This window comes from Streptomyces sp. NPDC001515 (genome assembly GCF_053597115.1).
In genome coordinates this window covers 84,713-108,914 of record NZ_JBSFHN010000013.1, presented here as the reverse complement: position 1 = coordinate 108,914, position 24,202 = coordinate 84,713, and the positions used below count along the sequence as shown (strand labels likewise).

General features: G+C 75.1%; 1 protein-coding gene. It reads right to left on the bottom strand.

The genetic code is table 11. From position 1 onward, the window contains the following. Nucleotides 1–6: 6 nt before the first annotated feature. Nucleotides 7–24,156, bottom strand: coding sequence for a type I polyketide synthase (locus tag ACWCXC_RS15985; RefSeq protein ID WP_450889255.1), 24,150 nt, complete (start codon nt 24,154–24,156; stop codon nt 7–9). Nucleotides 24,157–24,202: the final 46 nt, after the last annotated feature.

Below are 24,202 nucleotides of genomic sequence, written 5' to 3'. Positions count from 1 at the left end.
TCTCACTCAAGACGTCCCACCAAATTCGCCGTCGATCATTCGGAAGAGTTCGTCGGCCGTCGCGGACGCGAGTGCGTCGGCCTCGTCGTCGGCGGGCGGTCCGCTCTCCGCGCCCGTCGTCGTTGGGGCCCCGGCCCCGTCGCCCCACCGTTCCGCGAGGGCGCGCAGCCGCCGGCGCACGGTGGCGTCGTCGGAGCCGGCGAGCCGGTCCAGGGCCTGTTCCAGTCGTTCGATCTCGTCCAGGGCCGCGGATCCGGCCGTGGAGGCGTCCGCGACGGTGCCCGGTGCGGTGGCCGGGTCGGGTGCGGTGTCGGGGACGAGTTCGGCCAGCAGGTACGCGACGAGCGAGGCCGGCGTCGGGTAGTCGAAGACCAGCGTCGCGGGCAGCCGGGTGCCGGTGAGGGCGCCCATCCGGTTGCGCAGCTCGATGGCCGTGAGGGAGTCGAAGCCGAGGAACGCCTCGTCCGGGTCGATGTCCTCGGCCGAGCCGTGGCCGAGGACGGCGGCGGCCTGTCCGCAGACCAGGTCGAGGAGGTGGTCGGTCCGGTCGGCGGCGGGCAGGGCGCGCAGCCGGCCGGCGAGCGCGTCGGCCGGTTCGGGGGCGGACGCGGTGGCGGCCTGGGCGCGCCGGGGCGCGGCGCTGCCCGCGAGGTGGCGGAGCATCGGGGGCACGGGCCCCGCGGTGAACGCCTGCGGTGAGGTGTCCAGGCGCATCGGGAGCAGGGCGGCTTCGTCGGTGGTCAGGGCGAAGTCGAGCAGGGCGAGCCCGGCCGGGGCGTCCAGGGGCTGGAGTCCGGCCTTCGCCATGCGGGCGATGTCGTTGTCGGTGAGGTGCCCGGTCATGCCCCGGTCCGCGATCCACGGGCCCCAGGCCAGGGCGACGGCGGGGGCGCCCCGGTGGCGGGCCCAGCGGGCGAACTCGTCCAGGAAGGCGTTGGCCGCCGCGTAGTTGGCCTGGCCGGCGCCGCCCAGGGTGCCGGCGGCTCCGGAGAAGAGGACGAGGGCGGCGAGGTCGCTGTCCTTGGTCAGTTCGTAGAGGTTGAGGGCGGCGTCGGCCTTGGGCCGCAGGGTGGTGTCGAGGCGGTCGGGGGTGAGGAAGGGGATGACCCCGTCGTCGACGACTCCGGCGACGTGGACGACCGCGGTGAGCGGGTGTTCCGTGTCGATGCCGGCGAGGGTGCGGGCGAGTGCGTCGCGGTCGGCGGCGTCGCACGCCTCGATGCGGACCCGGGCGCCGAGCTTCTCCAGTTCGGCGGCGAGACCGGCCGCGCCCTCGGCCCGGGGTCCGCTGCGGCTGGTGAGCAGCAGGTTGCGGACGCCGTGGTGTTCCACGAGGTGGCGGGCGACGTAGTGGCCGAGGCCACCGGTGCCGCCGGTGACGAGGACGGTGCCGTCCGGGTCGGGGCGGCCGGGCAGGGTGAGGACGACCTTGCCGATGTGCCGGGCCTGGCTGACGTGCCGGTACGCCTCGGGTGCGCGGCGCACGTCCCAGGTGGCCAGGGGCAGCGGGTGCAGGGCGCCCGCCGCGACGAGGCGCAGGATCTCGGTGAGCATCTCGCCGATGCGCGCGGGCCCGGCCTCGATGAGGTCGAACGCGGCGTAGCTGACGCCCGGGTGGGCCTCGGTGATGCTCTCCGGGGTGCGGACGTCGGTCTTGCCCATTTCGAGGAACCGTCCGCCGCCGCCGAGGAGCCGCAGGGAGGCGTCCACGTATTCACGGGCCAGGGAGTTCAGGACGACGTCGATGCCGCCGGTGCCCGCGGTCGTACGGAAGTGCTCCTCGAAGGCGAGATCACGGGAGGAGGCGAGGTGGGCGTCGTCGATGCCGAGGGAGCGCAGGGTGTCGTGCTTGGCGGGGCCCGCCGTGCCGTACACCTCGGCACCGAGGTGCCGGGCGAGCTGGGCGGCGGCCATGCCGACGCCGCCGGCCGCGGCGTGGACGAGGACGGACTCGCCGGGCTTGAGGCCCGCGAGGTCGACCAGGGCGTAGTAGGCGGTCAGGAAGACCACGGGGACGGACGCGGCCTGTTCGAAGGTCCAGTCCTCGGGCATCGGGGCGATCATGCGGTGGTCGGCGACGGAGACCGGCCCGAATGCCTTGCCGAACATGCCGAGGACGCGGTCGCCGGGGGCGAACCCGGTGACGTCCGGGCCGACTTCGGTGATGACGCCGGCCCCTTCGACGCCCATGGGTCCGGGCTCTCCGGGATACATGTCGAGGGCGTTGAGCACGTCCCGGAAGTTGAGTCCGGCGGCTTTCACGGCCACCCGGACCTCGTCGGGTCCGAGGGGTTCCAGGAGTTCGGGGTCGGCGGCGAGGGTGAGGTTGGCGAGGCTGCCTCGCGCGGTGCTGTCGAGGCGCCATGCCTCGGCGCCCGCCGGAGGCAGCAGGCTGTCGTCCGGGGCGGGGCGGACGAGCCGGGCGGCCCGGACCGTACCGTCGCGGAAGGCGACCTGCGCCTCGTCGGAGGCGAGGAGGGCGGCGAAGAGCCCGGCCGCGGTGCCGTCGGTCAGGGTGTCCGGGCCGAGGTCGGCGAGGACGAACCGGCCGGGCTCCTCCGACTGGGCGGAGCGGACCAGGCCCCAGACGGCGGCGGCGGCCGGATCGCCGGGTCCGTCCGCGTCACCGGCGTCGACGGCACCGCTGGTGACGAGGACGAGCCGGGCGGAGGCGTAGCGGCTGTCGGAGAGCCAGCGCTGGAGGAGGTCCAGGACGCGGGCGGTCAGGGCGCGGACGTCGGCGGCCATGGTGGTGGCGTCGGCCGCGCCGGAGGGGCCGGTGCCCGCGCAGGGGACGAACACCACGTCGGGGACGGGCCCGTCGGCGCCGAGCGCGTCGAGTCCGGGCACGAGCCGGGCCTCCAGCGCGTCCGCGAGCCCCAGCGGGTCGGGGCCGGTGTCCGTGTCGCCGAGCACCGCCCAGGCCCGGCCGGTGACCGGGGCGGCGTCCGGCAGGGAGACCGGGAGCCAGTCGAGCCGGAAGACGTCCTTGGGGCGGGCGGCCTCGGCCGGGGAGCTGTGGAGCTGCGCGGCCGACACCTGGCGCATGGCCAGGGACTCCACCCGGGCGACCGGCTGTCCGGTGCCGTCCGCGAGGTCCAGGGCCAGGGCGTCGGGCCCGGCCTTGGAGAGGCGTACGCGCAGGCTCGACGCCCCGTAGGCGTACAGCGAGACGCCCGACCAGGAGAAGGGCAGTCTGCTCGTGCCGGTGCCGTCCAGGGCGAGGAAGGTCAGCGCCTGGAGGGCCGCGTCGAGCAGCGGCGGGTGCAGTCCGTAGGCGGCGGCTTCGGTGGCGTGGGGTTCGTCGAGCACCACGTCGGCGTAGACCTCGTCGCCGGTGGTCCAGGCGCGGCGCAGTCCCTGGAAGGAGGGGCCGTAGGCGAATCCGCCCTGCCGGTACATCGCGTAGAACTCGGAGACGTCGACGGGCTCGGCGCCGGGCGGCGGCCAGGCGGTCAGGTCGTGCGACGGCTCGGGCCGGCCCTCGCCGAGGAGCCCGGTGGCGTGCAGGGTCCACGGGGTGCCGGCGGGGGCGTCGTCGCGGCGGGCGTGCAGCGTCAGCGGGCGCAGCCCTGTCGCGTCGGGGGCGCCGACCCGGAGCTGGAGTTGCACGGTGCCGTCGGGGGGCAGGACCAGCGGGGCGGCCAGGGTCAGTTCCTCGACGCGGTCGCAGCCGGCCTCGTCGCCCGCGCGCATCGCCAGCTCCAGGAAGCCGGTGCCCGGGAACAGGATCGTGCCCATCACCTCGTGGTCGGCCAGCCACGGCAGGTCCCGGACGCCGATGCGTGCGGTGAACAGCCGCCCGTCGTCCCCGGCCAGCGGTACGGCGGCGCCGAGCAGCGGGTGCCCGGCGTCGGAGAGCCCGGCGGCGGTCACGTCGCCGTGGCGCCGCGCCGGGGCCTGCGGCCAGTAGCTCTGGTGCTGGAAGGCGTAGGTGGGCAGATCGGTGGTGCGGGCGCCGGTCGGGGCGTAGAACGCCGCCCAGTCGACCTCGGTGCCGTGCGCCCAGAGGTGCGCGAGCGCGGTGACGGCGGTGGCGGGCTCTGGCTGCTTGCGGTTCAGGGCCGCCACGGCGAGGACATCGCCGTCGTACGTCTCCTCGATGGCCCCGGTGAGGGTGGCGTCCGGGCCCAGCTCCAGGAACCGGGTGACCCCGAGGTCCTTGAGCCGGGTCACGGCGTCCGCGAAGCGGACCGTGCCACGGACCTGGTCGGTCCAGTACGCGGCGCTGAACTCCGTGACCGGTTCCCCGGTCAGCGTGGACACGATCGGGATACGAGGCGTCTCGTACGCCAACTCGGCGGCAACGGCCGTGAAGGCGTCCAGCATCGGGTCCATCAGCGAGGAGTGGAAGGCGTGACTGACCTCCAGCCACCGCGACTGACGCCCCGACAGCCGCGCGGCCACCGCTTCGACGGCCTCACGGGTACCCGAAAGCACCACCTGCCCCGGCGCGTTGACCGCGGCGACCGAAACGCCCTCCACCAGCAGCGGAGCGACCTCGTCCAGCCTCGCCCGCACCGCCCACATCGCACCACCGGACGGCAGCGCCTGCATCAGACCCGCACGCGCCGCCACCAGCCGGGCGGCGTCCGCCAGGGACAGCACCCCGGCAACATGCGCGGCGGCCAGCTCACCCACCGAGTGACCGGCCAGGTAGTCCGGACGCACTCCCCACGACTCCACGAGCCGGTAGAGCGCGACTTCGACGGCGAAGAGCGCGGGCTGCGCCCAGCCGGTGTTCTTCAGGGCCTCCGCGTCCTCGAACACGACATCGCGCAGGGGCCGGTCCAGCAGCGCGTCGAAGTGCGCGCACACCTCGTCCAGGGCCTCCGCGAACACCGGGAAGGAGTCGGCCAGTTCACGGCCCATGCCGACCCGCTGACCGCCCTGGCCGGAGAAGACGAACGCGGCGGAGCCGGCGCGGGCACGGGCGGTGAGGGTGCGGGGGGTGGGTTGGCCGGCGGACAGGGCCGACAGCTCTGCCCGCAGGTCGTCGGTGCCGGTGCCGAGGACGACGGCGCGGTGGTCCAGGGCGGCGCGGGTCGTCGCCAGGGAGAGGCCGACGTCCACGGCGCTGCGGCCGTCCGTCCCGGACTCCAGCCGCCCGGCCTGGGCGGCGAGGGCGGCGGGCGTCTTCGCGGAGACCGGCCAGGGCACCACCGGCAGGGTGACGTCCACGGACGGTTCCGGTGCCGGGGCGGCGGCGGGCGCCTCCTCGATGATGACGTGCGCGTTCGTCCCGCTGATACCGAAGGACGAGACGCCCGCGCGCCTCGGCCGCTCGCCGCGCGGCCAGGGACGGGCCTCGGTGAGCAGTTCCACCGCTCCGGCCGTCCAGTCGATGTGGGTCGACGGCTCGCCGACGTGCAGCGTGCCGGGCAGGACCTCGTGGTGCATGGCCTGCACCATCTTGATCAGTCCGGCCACCCCGGCGGCGGCCTGGGTGTGCCCGATGTTCGACTTGATCGAGCCGAGCCGCAACGGCTGCCCCTCGGGCCGGTCCTGCCCGTACGTGGCGAGCAGGGCCTGGGCCTCGATGGGGTCACCGAGCGTCGTGCCCGTGCCGTGCGCCTCCACCGCGTCCACCTCGGCGGGCGACAGCCCGGCCGTGGCCAGCGCCTGGCGGATGACGCGCTGCTGCGACGGACCGTTCGGGGCGGTCAGGCCGTTGCTCGCGCCGTCCTGGTTGGTGGCGCTGCCGGTGACGAGGGCGAGCACCTGGTGACCGTTGCGGCGGGCGTCCGAGAGACGTTCCAGGACGAGGACGCCGACGCCCTCGCCCCAGCCCGTACCGTCCGCGTCGTCCGAGAACGCCTTGCACCGGCCGTCGACGGCGAGACCGTGCTGCCGGCTGAAGCTGACGAACGGGGTGGGCGTGGAGATGAGCGTGACACCGCCCGCGAGGGCGAGGTCGCACTCGTCGCCGCGCAGCGCCTGCGCGGCCAGGTGCAGGGCGACGAGCGAGGACGAGCAGGCCGTGTCGACGGTGACCGCAGGGCCTTCGAGGCCGAGGGTGTAGGCGACGCGGCCGGACAGGACGCTGGAGGCGTTGCCGGTCATGAAGTAGCCGTCCGCGCCCTGCGGGGAGGCGATGAGCAGTCCGCCGTAGTCGGAGCCGTTGCTGCCGGCGAACATGCCGGTCCGGCTTCCGGCCAGGGACAGCGGGTCTATGCCCGCCCGTTCGGTGGCCTCCCACGCGGTCTCCAGGAGCAGCCGCTGCTGCGGGTCCATGGACAGCGCCTCGCGCGGGTTGATGCCGAAGAGGGTGGCGTCGAACTCGCTGATGCCGTGGACGAATCCGCCGTGCCGGGTGTACGTCGTCCCGGCCTTGTCGGGGTCGGGGTCGTAGACCCCGTCGATGTCCCAGCCCCGGTCGTCCGGGAAGTCGGTGATGGCGTCGACCCCCTCGGAGACCAGCCGCCACAGCTCTTCCGGCGAGGAGACGCCGCCGGGGAGGCGGCAGCTCATGCCGACGATGGCGATCGGGTCGTCGCCCCGGCCCGGGGTGCCGGTGGGGCCGGCCGGGAGCGCGGCGGCGGGGGCCGGGTCGGTGAGGCCGACGAGTTCCTCGCGCAGCAGCCGGGTGAGCGCGGTCGGGGTCGGGTGGTCGAAGATCAGCGTGGCGGGCAGCCGCAGCCCGGTCGCGGATCCCAGCCGGTTGCGCAGTTCGATCGCGGTGAGCGAGTCGAAGCCGATGTCGGAGAAGACGCGCGCCGGGTCCACGTCGGTGGGGGCGGCGAAGCCGAGGACGGCGGCGACGTGGCCGCGTACGAGGTCGAGCAGTTCGCGTTCGCGCTCGGCCTCGGGGAGTCCGGCGAGCCGGGCGGCCAGGGAGTCCGGGCTGCCGGTGGCGGTGCCGGTGCTCGCGGCCTCCAGGGCCGTACGGGCCTCCGGGATGCCGTCGAGGAGGGTGGAGCGGCGGCTCGCGGTGAGCGCGGGCGCGTAGACGGCCCAGTCGATGGCGGCGACGGTGAGGGTGGCCTCGTCCTCCCCGACCGCCTGCCGCAGGACGGCGACGGCTGATTCGGGGGCCAGGGCGTGGACCCCGCCCTTGCGCTGGCGGGCCTCGACGGCCGCGCTGTCGGCCATGCCCGCGTCGGACCAGGGGCCCCACGCGATCGAGGTGGCGGCGAGTCCGTCGGCCCTGCGGCGCTCGGCCAGGGCGTCCAGGACCGCGTTGGCGGCGGCGTAGTTCGCCTGGCCGGGCCCGCCCCAGATGCCGGCGGTGGAGGCGAACAGGACGAACGCGTCGAGCCGGATGCCCAGGTCCCGGACCGTCTCGTCCAGGAGCAGCGCGGCGTGGGCCTTGGGTGCCATGACCTGGGCGATGCGCTCGGGGACGAGCGCGTCGAGGATGCCGTCCGCGAGCACACCGGCCGCGTGGACGACCGCTGTCAGCGGGGCCGCCGTGTCGTCGGCGAGGCCGCCGACGAGGGCGGTGACCTGGGCACGGTCGGCCATGTCGCAGGCCGCGAGGGTGACCCGGGCGCCGAGTCCCTCCAGCTCCCGGGCGAGTTCCGGTGCGCCGGGGGCGTCGGCGCCCCGGCGGCTGGTGAGCACCAGGTGCGCGGCGCCGTTCCCGGCCGCCCAGCGGGCCATCCTCGCGCCGAGGGCGCCGGTGCCGCCGGTGACGAAGACCGTGCCCGAGGGCGTCCAGGCCGTGTCCGTGGCGGCCGGGCGCGGGGCGCGGACGAGCCGCCGGGCGAAGAGGCCCGAGGCGCGCAGGGCGATCTGGTCCTCGTCGCCCGCGGCGAGGGCGTTCACCAGGCGTCGTGCGGACCGCGCGTCGGCGGTCTCGGGGACGTCGGCCAGCCCGCCCCAGCGGTCCGGGTGCTCCAGCGCGGCCACGCGCCCGAGCCCCCACACCGCCGCCTGGGCGGGCCGGGTGACCGCGTCCCAGCGGGCGGCCGCGACCGCTCCGGAGGTCAGTGCCCAGAGCGGGGCGGCGATGCCCGCGTCCCCGAGCGCCTGCGTCAGCGCGGCGGTGAGCGCCAGTCCCCTCGGCAGCCCGGTCAGGCCGTCGACGGCCCGCTCGTCCCAGGCCAGCAGGGAGACCACTCCGGCGTACGCGTCGCGGTCCGTGGACCCGGTGTCCTCGGCGCCTTCGGCGGTCCCGGAGAGGGCGTGGAGCCGTGCGGTGAGGGACGCGCGGTCCTGAGCGGTGTCGTCGGCCCGCAGGACGCGTACGGTCGCGCCCCGGCCGGTCAGTTCCCCGGCGAGGGCGTCCGCCCAGGCATCGGTGGCGGAGGGGGCGTCCGTACCGTCGTCCCCGGTGTCGGGGGTGACGAGCAGCCAGGTTCCGGTGAGCGGTGTTCCGTCGGCCGGGGAGAGCGGGGTCCAGCCGACCCGGTAGCGCCAGGAGTCGGTGGTGTCCTGCTCGCGCTGCTTGCGCCGCCAGTCCGCGAGCGCGGGCAGCAGCGGATCGATGACCGACGCGTCCGCGTCGAGCGTCCCGGCCAGCGCCTGCGCGTCGGCCCGCTCCACCGCCGCCCAGAACTCCCGGTCCGCCGCCGTACCGCCGTCCGCCGCGGCCACGGGCGCGGTGTCGAACTCCGGCCAGTACGGGCGGCGCTGGAAGGCGTACGTGGGAAGGTCCACGCGGGCGGGGCGGCGGGCGGGGAACGCCGCCGACCAGTCGACCTCCACGCCGTGCACCCAGAGCGCGGCGACCCCCGCGAGGAAGCGGTCGAGCCCGCCGTCGTCGCGGCGCAGCGACCCCGTCACCACGGCCTCGTCGGCGATCTCTTCAATCGCTGCGGAGAGCACGGGGTGGGAGGAGACCTCGACGAAGACCCCGTAGCCCTCCCCAGCCAGTTTCTCGATGGCCTGGGCGAAACGGACCTGGGAGCGGAGGTTGGTGACCCAGTAGTCGGTGGTCATGTCGGAGCCGTCGGTGAACTCACCCGTCACGGTCGACAGAAGCGGAATCGTCCCCGCACGCGGGCTGATCCCGGCCAGACTGGCCGTCAGCTCGTCGTGGAGCACGTCCATGGCGGGCGAGTGGGAGGCGTAGTCGACCGCGATACGGCGCGCCCGCAGCCCCAGCTCCACACACCGGGCCACGGCCTCTTCCACGGCCTTGATCTCACCGGAGATGACCACCTGCGAGGGCCCGTTGACGGCGGCAACGGACACGCGGCCGTCCCACTCCGTCAGGATCTTTTCGACCCGGTCCACCCCGGCACCGACCGACGCCATCGTCCCGTTCCCACTGGCCAGACCCGCAATCGCCCGGCTCCGCACGCACACCACACGCAGCGCGTCCTCAAGCGACAACGCCCCCGCCACATACGCGGCGGCGATCTCCCCCTGCGAATGCCCGACGACAGCCGCCGGCTTCACGCCGTACGACCGCCAGACGGCCGCGAGTCCCACCATGACCACGAAGGAGGCGGGCTGGACGACATCGACCCGGTCCGGAGAAGGTGCGCTCTCCACCCCGGACAGGACATCGGTCACCGACCAGTCCACGAGTTCGCCCATCGCGGCCTCGCACTCGGCCACGGCCTGCGCGAACACCGCCGATTCATCGAGCAGTCGGGCGCCCATGGCGGCCCACTGCGCCCCCTGGCCGGGGAAGACGAAGACCGAGCGGCCCACCGGGCCGGACACCCCGGAGACCACTCCGGCGGCGGGGTCGTCCGCCGCCAGGGCGCCGAGGCCGGTGGCGTAGGACGGTCCGAGGACCACGGCGCGGTGTTCGAACCGGGCGCGGGTGGTCGCCAGGGACCAGCCCACCGCCACCGGGTCGGCACCGGTCAGGGCCTCCAGCGCGGCGGCCTGGCCCCGCAGGCCCTCGGCGCTCCGGCCGGACAGGATCCACGGCACGGCCGACAGCGGCTCGGCGGAAAGGGGTTCGTCGGAGGCCGGTTCGGCGGAGGCGGGTGCGGGGGTCTCCGGCGCGGGCGCCTCCTCCAGGATCACGTGGGCGTTGGTGCCGCTCATCCCGAAGGCCGACACGCCCGCGCGCCTGGGCTGCTCGCCGCGCGGCCAGTCGCGGGCCTCGGCCAGCAGCTCCACCGCGCCCTCGGTCCAGTCCACGCGCGAGGACGGGGTGCCGAGGTGCAGGGACTTCGGCATCAGGCCGTGGCGCATCGACTGCACCATCTTGATGACGCCCGCCACACCGGCCGCCGCCTGGGAGTGGCCGATGTTCGACTTGATCGAGCCCAGCCAGAGCGGGTTGTCGTCGGTGCGTTCCTGGCCGTAGGTCGCCAGCACGGCCTGGGCCTCGATCGGGTCACCGAGCGAGGTGCCGGTGCCGTGGGCCTCGACGACGTCGATGTCCGCGCCGGTCAGGCCGGAGTTGGCCAGGGCCTGGCGGATGACGCGCTGCTGGGAGGGGCCGTTCGGGGCGGTCAGGCCGTTGGACGCGCCGTCCTGGTTGACCGCCGTACCGCGCACCACCGCAAGCACCTGGTGGCCGTTGCGGCGGGCGTCCGACAGGCGCTCCAGGAGGAGCATGCCGACGCCCTCGCCCCAGCTCGCTCCGTCCGCGTCGTCCGAGAACGGCTTGGAGCGGCCGTTCTCCGCGAGGGCGCGCTGACGGCTGAACTCGATCAGCGAGATGGGGGTGGACATGACGGTCACCCCGCCGGCGAGCGCCATCGTGCAGTCGCCCTCCCGCAGGGCCTGGCAGGCCGAGTGCAGCGCGACCAGGGAGGAGGAGCAGGCCGTGTCGATGGTGACGGCCGGGCCTTCGAGGCCGAAGGAGTACGAGACGCGGCCGGAGAGCACGCTGGGCGAGTTGCCGGTGCCGAGGAAGCCCTCGGAGCTCTCCTTCGCCGCGGCGAGCAGGCCGCCGTAGTCCTGGTAGGTGACGCCGGCGAAGACGCCGGTGCTGCTGCCGCGCAGGGTGTGGACGTCGAAGCCGGCGTGTTCCATGGCCTCCCAGGACGTCTCCAGGAGCAGCCGCTGCTGGGGGTCCATGGAGACGGCCTCGCGGGGGCTGATGCCGAAGAAGCCCGCGTCGAACCGGCTCGCGTCGTGCAGGAACCCGCCTTCGTGGACGTAGCAGGTGCCCGGGTTGTCCGGGTCCGGGTCGTACAGGGCCTCCAGGTCCCAGCCTCGGTCGGTCGGGAAGCCGGAGATCGCGTCGGTGCCCTCGGAGACGAGCCGCCACAAGTCCTGGGCGGTCTGGATGCCGCCGGGGTAGCGGCAGCTCATGCCGATGATGGCGATGGGGTCGTCCTGGTCGGCGGCCGTGCGGGTGCGCGGGGCCGGGGCGGTGCCGGGCTCGGGTCCGCCGAGGAGGGCGTCGCGGATGTGGTCGACCAGCGCGCGGGGGGTCGGGTAGTCGAAGACGAGCGTGGCGGGCAGCCGCAGGCCGGTCTCCTCCATGAGCGCGTCGCGGAGGTGGACGGCGGTGAGGGAGGTGAAGCCCAGCTCGCGGAAGGGCAGTTCCGCGTTCATCGCCTGGGTGGGCGGCTGTTCGAGGACGATCGAGGCGCGGCGGCGCACGATCTCCAGCAGCGCGTCGCGCTGCTCGCTCCCGGGCAGGGCGGCGAGGCGGTCGCGGAGCGCCCGGGCGCCGCCGGAGACGGCGGCGGCGGCCTTGCGGCGTCCGGCACGGCGGGGTGCCGGGGGCTCGGGTGCCGTGGCCGGGGCCTGGTCCGGGGCGGAGAACGGGGTTCCGTCGTAGGGGCGCAGGGTCAGGGCGTCCGCCGTCAGCACGGGCTCGCCCGAGGTGTCGGCGACGGTGACGGTGTACGCGCCGTCCACCGGGCCCGGGGTGAGGGCGACGCGCAGCAGGGACGCGCCGCTCGCGTGGAGGGTGACGCCGCTCCACACGAACGGGAGGCGTGCGGCTTGGGCCGCGGTCTCGTCGTACGAGAGTGCCTGGAGGGCGGCGTCGAGGACGGCGGGGTGGAGGCCGAACCGGTCGGCCTCGGCGCGGAAGGCGTCGTCGAGGGCGACCTCGGCGAACAGGTCGCCGTTCCGCCGCCAGACGGCGCCGAGGCTCTGGTAGACCGCGCCGTAGCCGAAGCCGTTCTCGGCGCGGGCCGGGTAGTGGCCGTCGATGGAGACGGGGGTGGCCCCGGCGGGCGGCCAGGCGGTGAGCCCGGGGTGCACGGGTCCGGGGACGGTGCCGAGGACGCCACTGGCGTGCCGGGTCCACGGCTGTGCGCCGCTGCGGGAGCTGATGCGGAAGGCGCGGTGGCCGGTCGCGTCCGGGGGCTCGACCATGACCTGCACCTGTACGGCCTGCTGTTCGGGCAGGACGAGCGGGGCTTCCAGGATCAGTTCCTCGATGCGGTCGCAGGCCAGATGGTCTCCGGCGGCGACGGCCAGTTCCACGTATCCGGTGCCGGGGAACACGGATTCGCCCGCGACCCGGTGTTCGGCGATCCAGGGGTGGGTGCGGTCGGATATCCGGCCGGTGAAGACGTGTCCGCCGCCGTCGGAGAGTTCCACGGCCGCGCTCAGCAGCGGGTGTTTGAGCGGTTCGGCGCCCAGGGTGCCGGCGTCGGAGATGCCGGCCCCGCCCTCCAGCCAGTAGCGCTGGTGCTGGAAGGCGTACGTGGGCAGCGCGACCGTGCGGGCCCCGGTCGGCGCGTAGAACGCATCCCAGTCGACCTCGGCCCCGTGCGCCCAGAGGTGCGCGAGCGCGGTGACGGCGGTGGTGGGCTCGGGCTGCTTGCGGTTCAGGGCGGCGACGGCGAACGCCTCGTCGTCGGTCTCCCCGATCGCTCCGACCAGGCTTGCGTCGGGGCCGAGTTCGAGGAAGCGGATGGCTCCGAGGTCCTTGGCCCGGGTGATCGCGTCGGCGAAGCGGACGGTGCCGCGCACCTGGTCCGCCCAGTAGGCGGCGGTGAACTCGGTGACGGGTTCGCCGGTCAGCGTGGAGACGATCGGGACGCGGGGCGTCTCGTACGTCAGCTCGCCCGCCGCCGCCCGGAACTCGGCCAGCATCGGGTCCATCAGGGCCGAGTGGAACGCGTGACTGACCTCCAGCCAGTGGCCCTGGCGGTCGGTGAGCCGGTCCGCTACCGCTTCGACGGCCTCACGGGTGCCGGAGACGACGACCTGGCCGGGCGCGTTGACCGCCGCCAGGGACGCGCCGTCGACCAGCAGCGGGGCGACCTCGTCGGCGGTGGCGCGTACGGCCCACATCGCACCGCCGGACGGCAACGCCTGCATGAGCGTCGCACGGGCGGAGACCAACCGGGCCGCGTCCGCCAGGGACAGCACCCCGGCCACATGCGCGGCGGCCAGCTCACCCACCGAGTGACCGATCAGCTGGTCCGGACGCACACCCCACGACTCGACCAGGCGATACAACGCGACTTCCACCGCGAACAGCGCGGGCTGCGCCCAGCCGGTGTTCTTCAGCGCCTCCGCGTCACCGAACATCACCTCGCGCAGCCCGTCGAAGTGCGCACACACCTCGTCTAGGGCTGTCGCGAACACCGGGAAGGCGTACGCCAGTTCGCGGCCCATGCCGACCCGCTGCCCGCCCTGGCCGGAGAACACGAACGCGGTCAGGCCCTCGCGGGAGAGGCCGGTGACCCGGCCCGGGGTCGGTTCGCCGGAGGCCAGGGCCTCCAGGCGGGTGCGGAGTTCGGTGGTGTCGGTGCCGAGGACGACCGCCCGGTGTTCGAGGAAGGACCGGGTGGTGACGAGGGACCGGCCGACGTCGGCCGCGTCCAGGTCCGCCACCGCGTCCGCCAGGCGCCCGGCCTGGGCGGCGAGGCCCTCGGCGGAGCGGGCCGACACGGCCCACGGGAGGACGGGCGGCGCGACCGGGTCCGTGACCGTCACGGCCTGCGGTTCCGGGGCGGGGGCCTCTTCGACGATGACGTGGGCGTTGGTGCCGCTGACGCCGAAGGCCGAGACGCCGGCGCGGCGCGGGCGCTCGCCGCGCGGCCACGGCCGGGCCTCCGCGAGCAGTTCGACCGCCCCGGCCGTCCAGTCCACGTGCGTGGACGGGGTGGCGGCGTGGAGCGTGCGGGGCAGTTCGGCGTGGTGGAGCGCGAGGACCATCTTCATGATGCCCGCGACCCCGGCCGCCGCCTGGGTGTGCCCGATGTTCGACTTGACCGAGCCCAGCCACAGCGGCTGTCCCTCGGGCCGGTCCTGCCCGTACGTGGCCAGCAGGGCCTGCGCCTCGATCGGGTCCCCGAGCTTCGTCCCCGTGCCGTGCGCCTCCACCGCGTCCACCTCCGCGCCGGTCAGGCCGGAGTTGGCCAGGGCCTGGCGGATGACGCGCTGCTGGGAGGGGCCGTTGGGGGCGGTCAGGCCGTTGGACGCGCCGTCCTGGTTGACCGCCGTACCGCGCACCACCGCCAGCACCTGGTGGCCGTTGCGGCGCGCGTCCGACAGCCGCTCCACCAGGAGCAGGCCGACGCCCTCGCTCCAGCCGGTGCCGTCGGCGTCGTCGGAGAATGCCTTGCAGCGGCCGTCGGTGGCGAGTCCGCCCTGGTGGGCGAAGTCGATGAAGGCGTCCGGGCCCGCGATGACCGTGGCACCGCCCGCGAGGGCGAGGGAGCATTCGCCCGAGCGCAGCGCCTGCACCGCGAGGTGCAGGGCGACGAGCGAGGAGGAGCAGGCCGTGTCGACGGTGACCGCCGGGCCTTCGAGGCCGAGGGCGTACGAGATGCGGCCGGACAGGACGCTGCCGGAGTTGCCGGTGATGAGGTGGCCGCCGACGCCGTCGGGCACGTCGCTGACCTGGCTGAGGTAGCCGGAGCTGCCCGCGCCGACGAAGACGCCGACCGTGTCGCCCTTGAGGGAGAGCGGGGCGATGCCCGCGCGCTCCAGGGACTCCCAGGCGACTTCGAGGAGGAGGCGCTGCTGCGGGTCCATGGCCAGGGCCTCGCGGGGCGAGATCCCGAAGAACGCGGCGTCGAAGTCGGCGGCGCCGGGCAGGAAGCCGCCCTCGCGGGTGAAGGCGGAGCCGGCCGCGTCGAGCGCTTCGAGGTCCCAGCCCCGGTCCGTGGGGAACGGGGTGATGGCGTCGGCCGCTCCGGAGACCAGCCGCCACAGGCTCTCCGGGTCGGTGGCGCCGCCGGGGAAGCGGCAGCCCATCGACACGATCGCGACGGGTTCGTCCAGGGCGGCGCGGGCGGCCTCGGCCTGTTCGGGGCGGTGCTCGGTGCCGAGCAGCCGGTCGACGAGGTGGTCGGTGAGGACGGCCGAGGTCGGGTGGTCGAAGACCAGGGTGGCCGGGAGCGGGAGGCCGGTCGCGACGCGGAGCCGGTCGCGGAACTCGATGGCGGTCAGCGAGTCGAAGCCGAGGTCGCGGAAGGCGTGCTCGGGGTCGATGGCCGTGCCGTTCGCGTGCCCGAGGACGGCGGCGGCCTCGCCGCGCACGAGGGCGAGGAGGTGACGGCGGCGGTCGCGGGCGTCGAGGCCGCGCAGCTGTTCGCGCAGCAGGGCGGAGGTCTCGTCGCCGTCACCGGCGGAGCCGGGAGTACGGTCCCGGCCGTCGTCGTGGCCGGAGGCGCGGGCCGGGTCGAAGGCGGCGAACAGGGCGCTGGGCCGGCGCAGGGTGAAGGTCGGCAGGAAGCGGTCCCAGTCGACGTCCACGACGGTCACGGCGGGTTCGCCCGCGTCCAGTGCGGACTCCAGCGCGGCCATCGCGTCGTCGGGCGGCAGGGCGGTCAGTCCGCGCCTGCGCAGATCGTCCTGGGCGCCCTCGGCGTCGGCCATGCCTCCGCCGTCCCAGGGACCCCAGGCGAGGGAGGTGGCGGCCCTGCCCCGGGCGCGCCGCTGTTCCGCGAGGGCGTCGAGGCGGGCGTTGGCGGCGGCGTAGCCGCTCTGGCCGCCGCTGCCCCAGGTGGCGGCGATGGAGGAGTAGAGCACGAACGCGTCGAGGTCGCGGTCACCGAGCAGGGCGTCCAGATGTGCGGCCCCGGCGGCCTTGGCGCCGAGCATCGCGGCGAGCGAGTCGGCGTCGGTGTCACCGAAGGCGACGCCCTCGGTGAGGCCGGCCGTGTGGAAGACGGAGCCGACCGCCGGTCCGGCCGCCTCGATCCGGTCGAGGGCGGCGGCGAGGGACGTACGGTCCGCGAGGTCGCAGGCGGCGAAGGTGACGGCCGCGCCGTGTGCTTCCAGCTCCGCGCGCAGGGCGGCGGCGCCGGGCGCGTCCTCGCCCCGGCGGCTGACGAGCGCGAGGTGCCGGGCTCCCCGGTCCACGGCCCAGCGGGCCACCCGGGCACCGAGCGCCCCGGTGCCGCCGGTGACGAGGACGGTGCCCGTGGGCGTCCAGCCCGTGCCCGCGTCGCCGAGGGGCCGCGCGGAGGCCGGGGGCGCGGCGACGAGCCGGCGGGCGAGGACGGCCCCGCCGCGTACGGCGAGCTGGTCCTCGCCCGGGGCGCCGCCGGCCAGGACGTCGGTGAGCCGGGCGGCGGCGGAGCCTGCCGGCCCTTCGGGCACGTCGACGAGACCGGCCCAGCGCTCGGGCTCCTCCAGGGCGGCGACCCGGCCCAGGCCCCAGACGGCGGCCCGTGCGGGGTGCGTGAGCGCGTCGCCGGCGCCCGCGGACACCGCGCCCGAGGTCACGGACCACACCGCGGCGTCCGCCTCGTTGTCGGCCAGGGCCTGCACGAGGGTGGTGGTGGCCGTGAGGCCGTGGGTGAGACCGGGGCGGCCGGGGTGCTCCCGTTCGTCCTGGCCGAGGAACGACACCACGTGCGTGCGGCCGGTGGAGTCGGTGAGTTCGGTGAGGCGGGCGGCCAGGGCGGCCCGCTCCAGGGTGCCGGGGTCCAGCCGCAGCCGGGTGACCCGGGCGCCGCGCGCCGCGAGTTCACCGGCGACGGCGTCCGCCCACGGCTCCCGCGTCCCGGCGGTGTCCGGTTCCACGACCAGCCACGTTCCGGAGACCGCCGGTCCGGTGACCGTTCCGGTGGGTGCCCAGTCGACGCGGTGGACGAGCCGGTCCACGTGGGCGCTCGCGTCACGGCGCCGCTGCCAGGCGTGCAGGGCCTCCAGGACGCTGTCCGGTCCGGCGTCGGGGGCGAGGCCGAGCGACCGGGTGAAGGCCGCCGGGTCGCCGCCCTCGACGATCTCCCAGAACGCCGCGTCGGCCGCCGGGGCGCCCGCCACCGCGTCCCGCCGTGCCTCCGGCCAGTAGCGCCGCCGCTGGAAGGCGTACGTGGGCAGGTCGATGACCCGGGCGCCGGTCGGGGCGTAGAACGCCGCCCAGTCGACGTCCGCCCCGGCCGCCCAGAGCCGGGCCAGGGACGTCACGGCGGTGGTGGGCTCGGGCTGCTTGCGGCTGAGAGCCGCCACAACGAAGGCATCCTCGTCGGTCTCCCCGATGGCGCCCACGAGGCTCGCGTCCGGGCCGAGTTCGAGGAAGCGGGTGACGCCGAGGCCCTTGGCACGGGTGATCGCGTCCGCGAAGCGGACCGTGCCACGCACCTGGTCCGCCCAGTAGGCAGCGGTGAACTCGGTGACGGGTTCGCCGGTCAGCGTGGAGACGATCGGGATGCGCGGCGTGGCGTACGTGAGCGCGCCCGCCGCCGTCGCGAAGTCGCCGAGCATCGGGTCCATCAGCGGGGAGTGGAAGGCGTGGCTGACGGGCAGCCAGCGGCCCTCACGGCCGATGAGCCGCGTGGCGACGGCTTCGACGGCCTCGCGGGTGCCGGAGACGACGACCTGGCCGGGCGCGTTGACCGCGGCGACGGACGCGCCGTCGACCAGCAGCGGGGCGACCTCCTCGCGGGTGGCCCGTACGGCCCACATCACACCGCCCGGCGGCAGCTCCGCCATCAGCGTCGCGCGGGCGGAGACCAGCCGGCAGGCGTCGGCCAGGGACAGCGAACCGGCCACGTGCGCGGCGGCCAGTTCGCCCACCGAGTGACCGACGAGGAAGTCGGGGCGCAGGCCCCAGGACTCGACCAGCCGGTAGAGGGCGACTTCGACGGCGAAGAGCGCGGGCTGCGCCCAGCCGGTGTTCTTCAGGGCCTCCGCGTCACCGTCCATCACGTCACGCAGTCCGTCGAAATGCGCGCACGCCTCGTCCAGGGCTGTCGCGAACACCGGGAAGGCAGTGGCCAGTTCGCGGCCCATGCCGACGCGCTGGCTGCCCTGGCCGGAGAAGACGAAGCCGGTCAGGCCGTCGCGGGCGACGACCGGGGCCAGCGGTTCTCCGAGCCGGGCGCGCAGGGTGTCGGTGTCCGTGCCGAGGACGACGGCCCGGTGCTCCAGGGCCGCCCGGGTCGTCGCGAGGGAGAGACCGACGTCGGCCGCGTCCACGTCCTCGGTCGCCGTGGCCAGCCGCCGGGCCTGGTCCGTGAGTCCGGCCGCCGTCTTCGCGGAGACCGGCCAGGGCACCAGGGGCAGGGCGAGGTCCGGAGCGGGGGCGGAATCCCGGGCGGCCTCCGGGGCCGCCTCGGCGGCGGGGGGCTCCTCGATGATCACGTGGGCGTTGGTGCCGCTCACCCCGAACGCGGACACACCGGCCCGCCTCGGCCGCTCACCGGGGGCCCAGGCGCGCGCCCGGTCCAGCAGTGCGACCGCGCCCTCCGTCCAGTCGACGTGGGTGGAGGGGGTGCCGACATGCAGGGTGCTGGGGAGCGTCGCGTGACGCATCGCCAGGATCATCTTCATGACGCCCGCGACCCCGGCGGCGGCCTGGGTGTGCCCGATGTTCGACTTGATCGAGCCGAGCCACAGCGGCTGCCCCTCGGGACGGTCCTGCCCGTACGTGGCGAGCAGGGCCTGCGCCTCGATGGGGTCACCGAGCGTCGTGCCCGTGCCGTGCGCCTCCACCGCGTCCACCTCGGCGGGCGACAGCCCGGCCGTGGCCAGCGCCTGGCGGATGACGCGCTGCTGCGACGGACCGTTCGGGGCGGTGAGCCCGTTGGAGGCCCCGTCCTGGTTGACGGCCGAACCCCGGACGACGGCCAGGATCTGGTGGCCCTTACGGCGGGCGTCGGAGAGGCGTTCCAGGACGAGGACGCCGACGCCCTCACCCCACCCCGTACCGTCCGCGTCGTCCGAGAACGCCTTGCACCGGCCGTCCCCGGCAAGGCCGCCCTGCCGCTCGAACTCGATGAACGCGCCGGGCGTGGACATGATCGTCACACCGCCGGCCAGGGCGAGGTCGCACTCCCCCGCGCGCAGTGCCTGCGCGGCCAGGTGGAGGGCGACGAGGGAGGAGGAGCAGGCGGTGTCGATGGTGACGGCCGGGCCTTCGAGGCCGAGGGCGTACGAGACGCGGCCGGACAGGACGCTGCCGGAGCTGCCGGTGCCGCCGTAGCCGTCGCCCGACTCCCCGGTCAGGCCGAGCAGCGCCGGGTAGTCCTGGCCGTTCGTGCCGGCGAAGACGCCGACCGGCAGGCCGCGCAGGGAGGACGGGGCGACGCCCGACTGTTCCAGGGACTCCCAGACGACCTCCAGGAGGAGCCGCTGCTGCGGGTCCATGGACAGCGCCTCGCGCGGGGAGATCCCGAACAGCCCGGCGTCGAAGTCCGCGACGCCGTCGACGAAGCCGCCGACCGGGGTGTAGCCGCCGCCGGTCAGGCCGATCTGCTCCCAGCCCCGGTCGGCGGGGAAGCCGCCCAGGGCGTCGGTGCCCTCGGCGAGCAGCCGCCACAGGGCCTCCGGCGAGTCGGCGCCGCCCGGGAAGCGGCAGCCCATGCCGACCACGACCACCGGATCGTCGCCCACGGCCCGGGGCACGGGCAGCACGCCCGGGGCCGCCGCCTCGTCCTCCGTACCGAAGAGCCGCGACAGCAGCTCGTCGGTCAGCGCCTCCACGGACGGGAAGTCGAAGACCACCGTGGAGGGCAGTTTCAGGCCCGAGGCCGTGGTGAGGGCGTTGCGGAGTTCCACCGCCATCAGCGAGTCGAGCCCGAGGTCGCGGAAGGCCGCGGAGACCCCGACGGCCGTCGGGTCCTCGAAGCCGAGCACCGTGGCGGCCAGTCCGCGTACGGTCTCCATGAGGCCCGTCCGGCGGGCGGCGGGGGCCAGCCCGGCGAAGCGCTCCTTCAGCGCGCCGGTGGCCGTGCGCGGTGCGTTCGTGGTGAGGGCGCGCGGGGCGACCTCGTCCCAGAGCCGGTTGGCGCGCAGCGCGGTCATCCCGGGGACGAACCGCTCCCAGTCCACGTCCGCGACCGTCACGCAGCCGGAGGCCGAGCCGAGGGCGTTGAGCGCGGTGGCGGGGTCGAGCGGCCGTACGCCGCCCCGGTCCATCCGGGCGAGGACGGTGGCTTCGTCGGCCATTCCGCCCTCCGCCCAGGGGCCCCAGCCGATCGAGGAACCGGTCAGGCCCTGCGAACGGCGGTACTCGACCAGCCCGTCCAGCGCGGCGTTCGCCGCCGCGTACGCGCCCTGCCCCGCACCGCCCCACACACCGGCAGCCGACGAGAACAACACGAACGCGTCCAACTCCCTTGCCAAGGAAGCATGGTGGAGGTTCCAGGCGCCCTGCGTCTTCGCCCCCCACACCCCGGCCACACGCTCGGGCGTCAGACCGTCCACGACGCCGTCGTCCAGGACGGCGGCGGTGTGCACGACCGCAGAGATGTCGAAGCGCGCGAAGAGCGCGTCCACGTCCTCCCGTACGGCGACATCGCAGGCCACGATGTCGACCTCGGCGCCCAGTGCTGCCAGTTCCTCCCGCAGTTCCGGGGCGCCGTCCGCGTCCAAGCCGCGCCGGCTGATGAGGACGACGTGTTCCGCGCCCCGCTCCACCACCCAACGCGCCACGCGGGCGCCGAGCGCTCCCGTACCACCGGAGACCAGCACGGTCCCCGACGGCGACCAGGACTCCTCCCCCGGCCGGGCGACCGCCGGCACGAGACGGCGGCCGAGGACCGCGCCACCGCGTACGGCGACCTCGTCCTCGTCCCCGTACCCACCCGACAGCACCTCGGCCAGACGGCCGACGGAATCCCGCGACACCGACTCCGGAACGTCCACCAGACCGCCCCAGCGGCCCGGCTCCTCCAGCGCCACGACCCGGCCGAGACCCCACACCCCGGCCCGCACCGGATGCGTGACCGCATCCCCCGGACCGGCGGAAACCGCCCCCGTGGTCACCGACCACACCGGGCAGACGACGCCCGCGTCCCCGAGCGCCTGGACCAGGGCGGCCGAGGCGGCCACGCCGTCCGGCCCGGACTCGTCCTGGCCGAGGAACGACACCACACGCGCGTGACTCGCGAACTCACCGAGCCGGGCGGCGAGTGCGGGCCGCTCCAGATCGTCGGGGCCGAGCCGCAGGCGGGTGACGTGGCCGCCGCGCTCGGCCAGTTCCCCGGCGAGCGCGTCCGCCCAGGCGTCCTCGGTGTGCGAGGGCTCGACGATCAGCCAGCCGCCGCCCGAGACATCGACGGCGGAAGCCTGGAGGGGTGTCCAGGACACCTCATAGCGCAGCTGGTCGACGGCTTCGCGCTCCCGGCGCCTGCGCTGCCAGGCGGACAGCGCGGGCAGCGTCTCGCGCAGCGACGCTCCGGCGTCGACGCCGAACTCGGCCGCGAACAGCTCGTCGTCCCCACGCTCCACCGCGTCCCAGAACACGGCGTCGGCCGCCGAGGCCGTCGCGGGCCGCTCCTGCCGCACATCCGGCCAGTAGCGCTGGTGCTGGAAGGCGTACGTCGGCAGCTCGACGACCTCGGCCACGGTGGGGGCGAAGAACGCCGTCCAGTCGACGGTCCCGCCCTCCGCCCAGAACCGGGCCAGCGCGGTCACGGCCGCGGGGCCCTCGGGCCGGTCGCGGCGGAGCAGCGGGACGGCGGAGACCGTGTCGTCGCTCGCCTCGCCCACGGCCCCGACGAGGGAGGCGTCCGGGCCCAGCTCCAGCAGACGGGTCACGCCCAGGTTCTTCAGCCGGGCCACGGCATCCGCGAAACGGACCGTGCCGCGCACCTGGTCCACCCAGTAGGCCGCCGAGAACTCCTCGTTCAGCTCGCCCGTCAGGGTCGAGACGATCGGGATGCGAGGCGTCTCGTACGTCAGCTCGCCCGCCGCCGCCCCGAAGTCGGCCAGCATCGGGTCCATCAGCGCCGAGTGGAACGCGTGACTGACCTCCAGCCAGCGCGACTGACGGTCGGTGAACCGCGCGGCGACCGCTTCGACGGCCTCGCGGGTGCCGGAAACCACGACCTGGCCCGGTGCGTTCACCGCAGCGAGCGAGACGCCGTCGGTGAGCAGCGGCGTGATCTCGTCCGCCGTGGCGCGTACGGCCCACATCGCACCGCCGGACGGCAGCGCCCGCATCAGGCCGGCGCGGGCGGAGACCAGCAGGGCCGCGTCCGCCAGGGACAGCACCCCGGCCACATGCGCGGCGGCCAGCTCACCCACCGAATGGCCGACCAGATAGTCCGGGCGGACGCCCCAGGACTCGACCAGCCGGTACAGCGCGACTTCCACCGCGAACAGCGCGGGCTGCGCCCAGCCGGTGTTCTTCAGGGCCTCCGCGTCACCGAACATCACCTCGCGCAGCCCGTCGAAGTGACCGCACACCTCATCCAGGGCCTGCGCGAACACCGGGAAGGCGTCGGCCAGTTCACGGCCCATACCGACCCGCTGCCCGCCCTGGCCGGAGAACACGAACCCGGTCCGGCCGCCTCGGGCCGCGACGGGGACGAGCGTGTCGGTGAGCTGGGCGCGCAGGGTGTCGGGGTCCGTGCCGAGGACGACGGCGCGGTGTTCCAGGGCGGCCCGGGTGGTGGCCAGGGAGAGGCCGACATCGGCCGCGTCCGCGTCGGCGGTCCCGGCGGCCAGGCGCCGGGCCTGGTCCGCGAGCCCGGCCGCCGTCTTCGCGGAGACGAGCCAGGGCACCAGGGGCAGGGTGAGGCCCGGGGCTTTCTCCGGCTCCTGGGAGGACTCCGGGGTCTCCTCGGCGGCCGGGGCCTCCTCGATGATCACGTGGGCGTTCGTCCCGCTGACCCCGAAGGCCGAGACACCGGCCCTCCTCGGGTGGTCGCCGGGGGCCCAGGGGCGTGCCCGGTCGAGGAGTTCGACTGCGCCCTCCGACCAGTCCACGTGCGACGACGGGGTCCCGGCGTGGAGGGTCCTCGGGAGCAGGCCGTTGCGCAGGGCCAGGACCATCTTCATGACCCCGGCGACCCCGGCGGCGGCCTGCGTGTGCCCGATGTTCGACTTGATGGAGCCGAGCCACAACGGCTGTCCCTCGGGCCGGTCCTGGCCGTACGTGGCCAGCAGGGCCTGCGCCTCGATGGGGTCCCCGAGCTTCGTCCCCGTGCCGTGCGCCTCGACGGCGTCCACGTCCGCCGGGGACAGCCGGGCGTTGGCGAGGGCCTGGCGGATGACACGCTGCTGGGAGGGGCCGTTGGGGGCGGTCAGGCCGTTGCTCGCGCCGTCCTGGTTGACGGCGCTGCCCCGGACGACGGCGAGCACCTGGTGACCGTTGCGGCGGGCGTCGGAGAGGCGTTCCAGGACGAGGACGCCGACGCCCTCGCCCCAGCCCGTACCGTCCGCGTCGTCCGAGAACGCCTTGCAGCGGCCGTCGCCGGACATGCCGCCCTGCCGTTCGAACTCCACGAAGGCGCCGGGCGTCGACATGATGGTGGTGCCGCCGGTCAGGGCGAGTTCGCACTCCCCGGCCCGCAGGGACTGCGCCGCGAGGTGGAGGGCGACCAGGGAGGACGAGCAGGCGGTGTCGACGGTGACGGCGGGGCCTTCGAGCCCGAGCGCGTACGAGATGCGGCCGGACAGGACGCTGCCCGCGCTGCCGGTCATGATGTAGCCGCCGAGTTCGTCGTCGGCGTCGAGGAGGACGTCGTATCGGGACGGCGAGCCGCCCATGAAGACGCCGACCTTCCCGCCCTTCGCGGACATCGGCGCGATGCCGGCGCGTTCCAGGGACTCCCAGGCGACTTCGAGGAGCAGCCGCTGCTGGGGGTCCATGGCCAGCGCCTCGCGCGGCGAGATGCCGAACAGGGCGGCGTCGAAGTCCCCGGCACCGTCGAGGAATCCCCCGTGGGTGCCGGGGCCGACGCCGGGCAGGGTCAGGTCCCAGCCGCGGTCGCGCGGGAGGGGGGACATGGCGTCCACCCCGTCCACGACGAGCTGCCACAGGTCCTCGGACGAGCGGACGCCGCCGGGGAACCGGCAGTTCATCGCGATGATCGCGATGGGTTCCCGGGCCGCGTCCTCCACTTCACGGAGACGCTTGCGGGTCTCGTGAAGGTCGGCCGTCGTCCACTTGAGATAGTCGCGAAGCTTGTCCTCGTTCACCGTACGGACCGTCTCCTGTTGGCGTCGCCACGGGAGACGGTAGCTT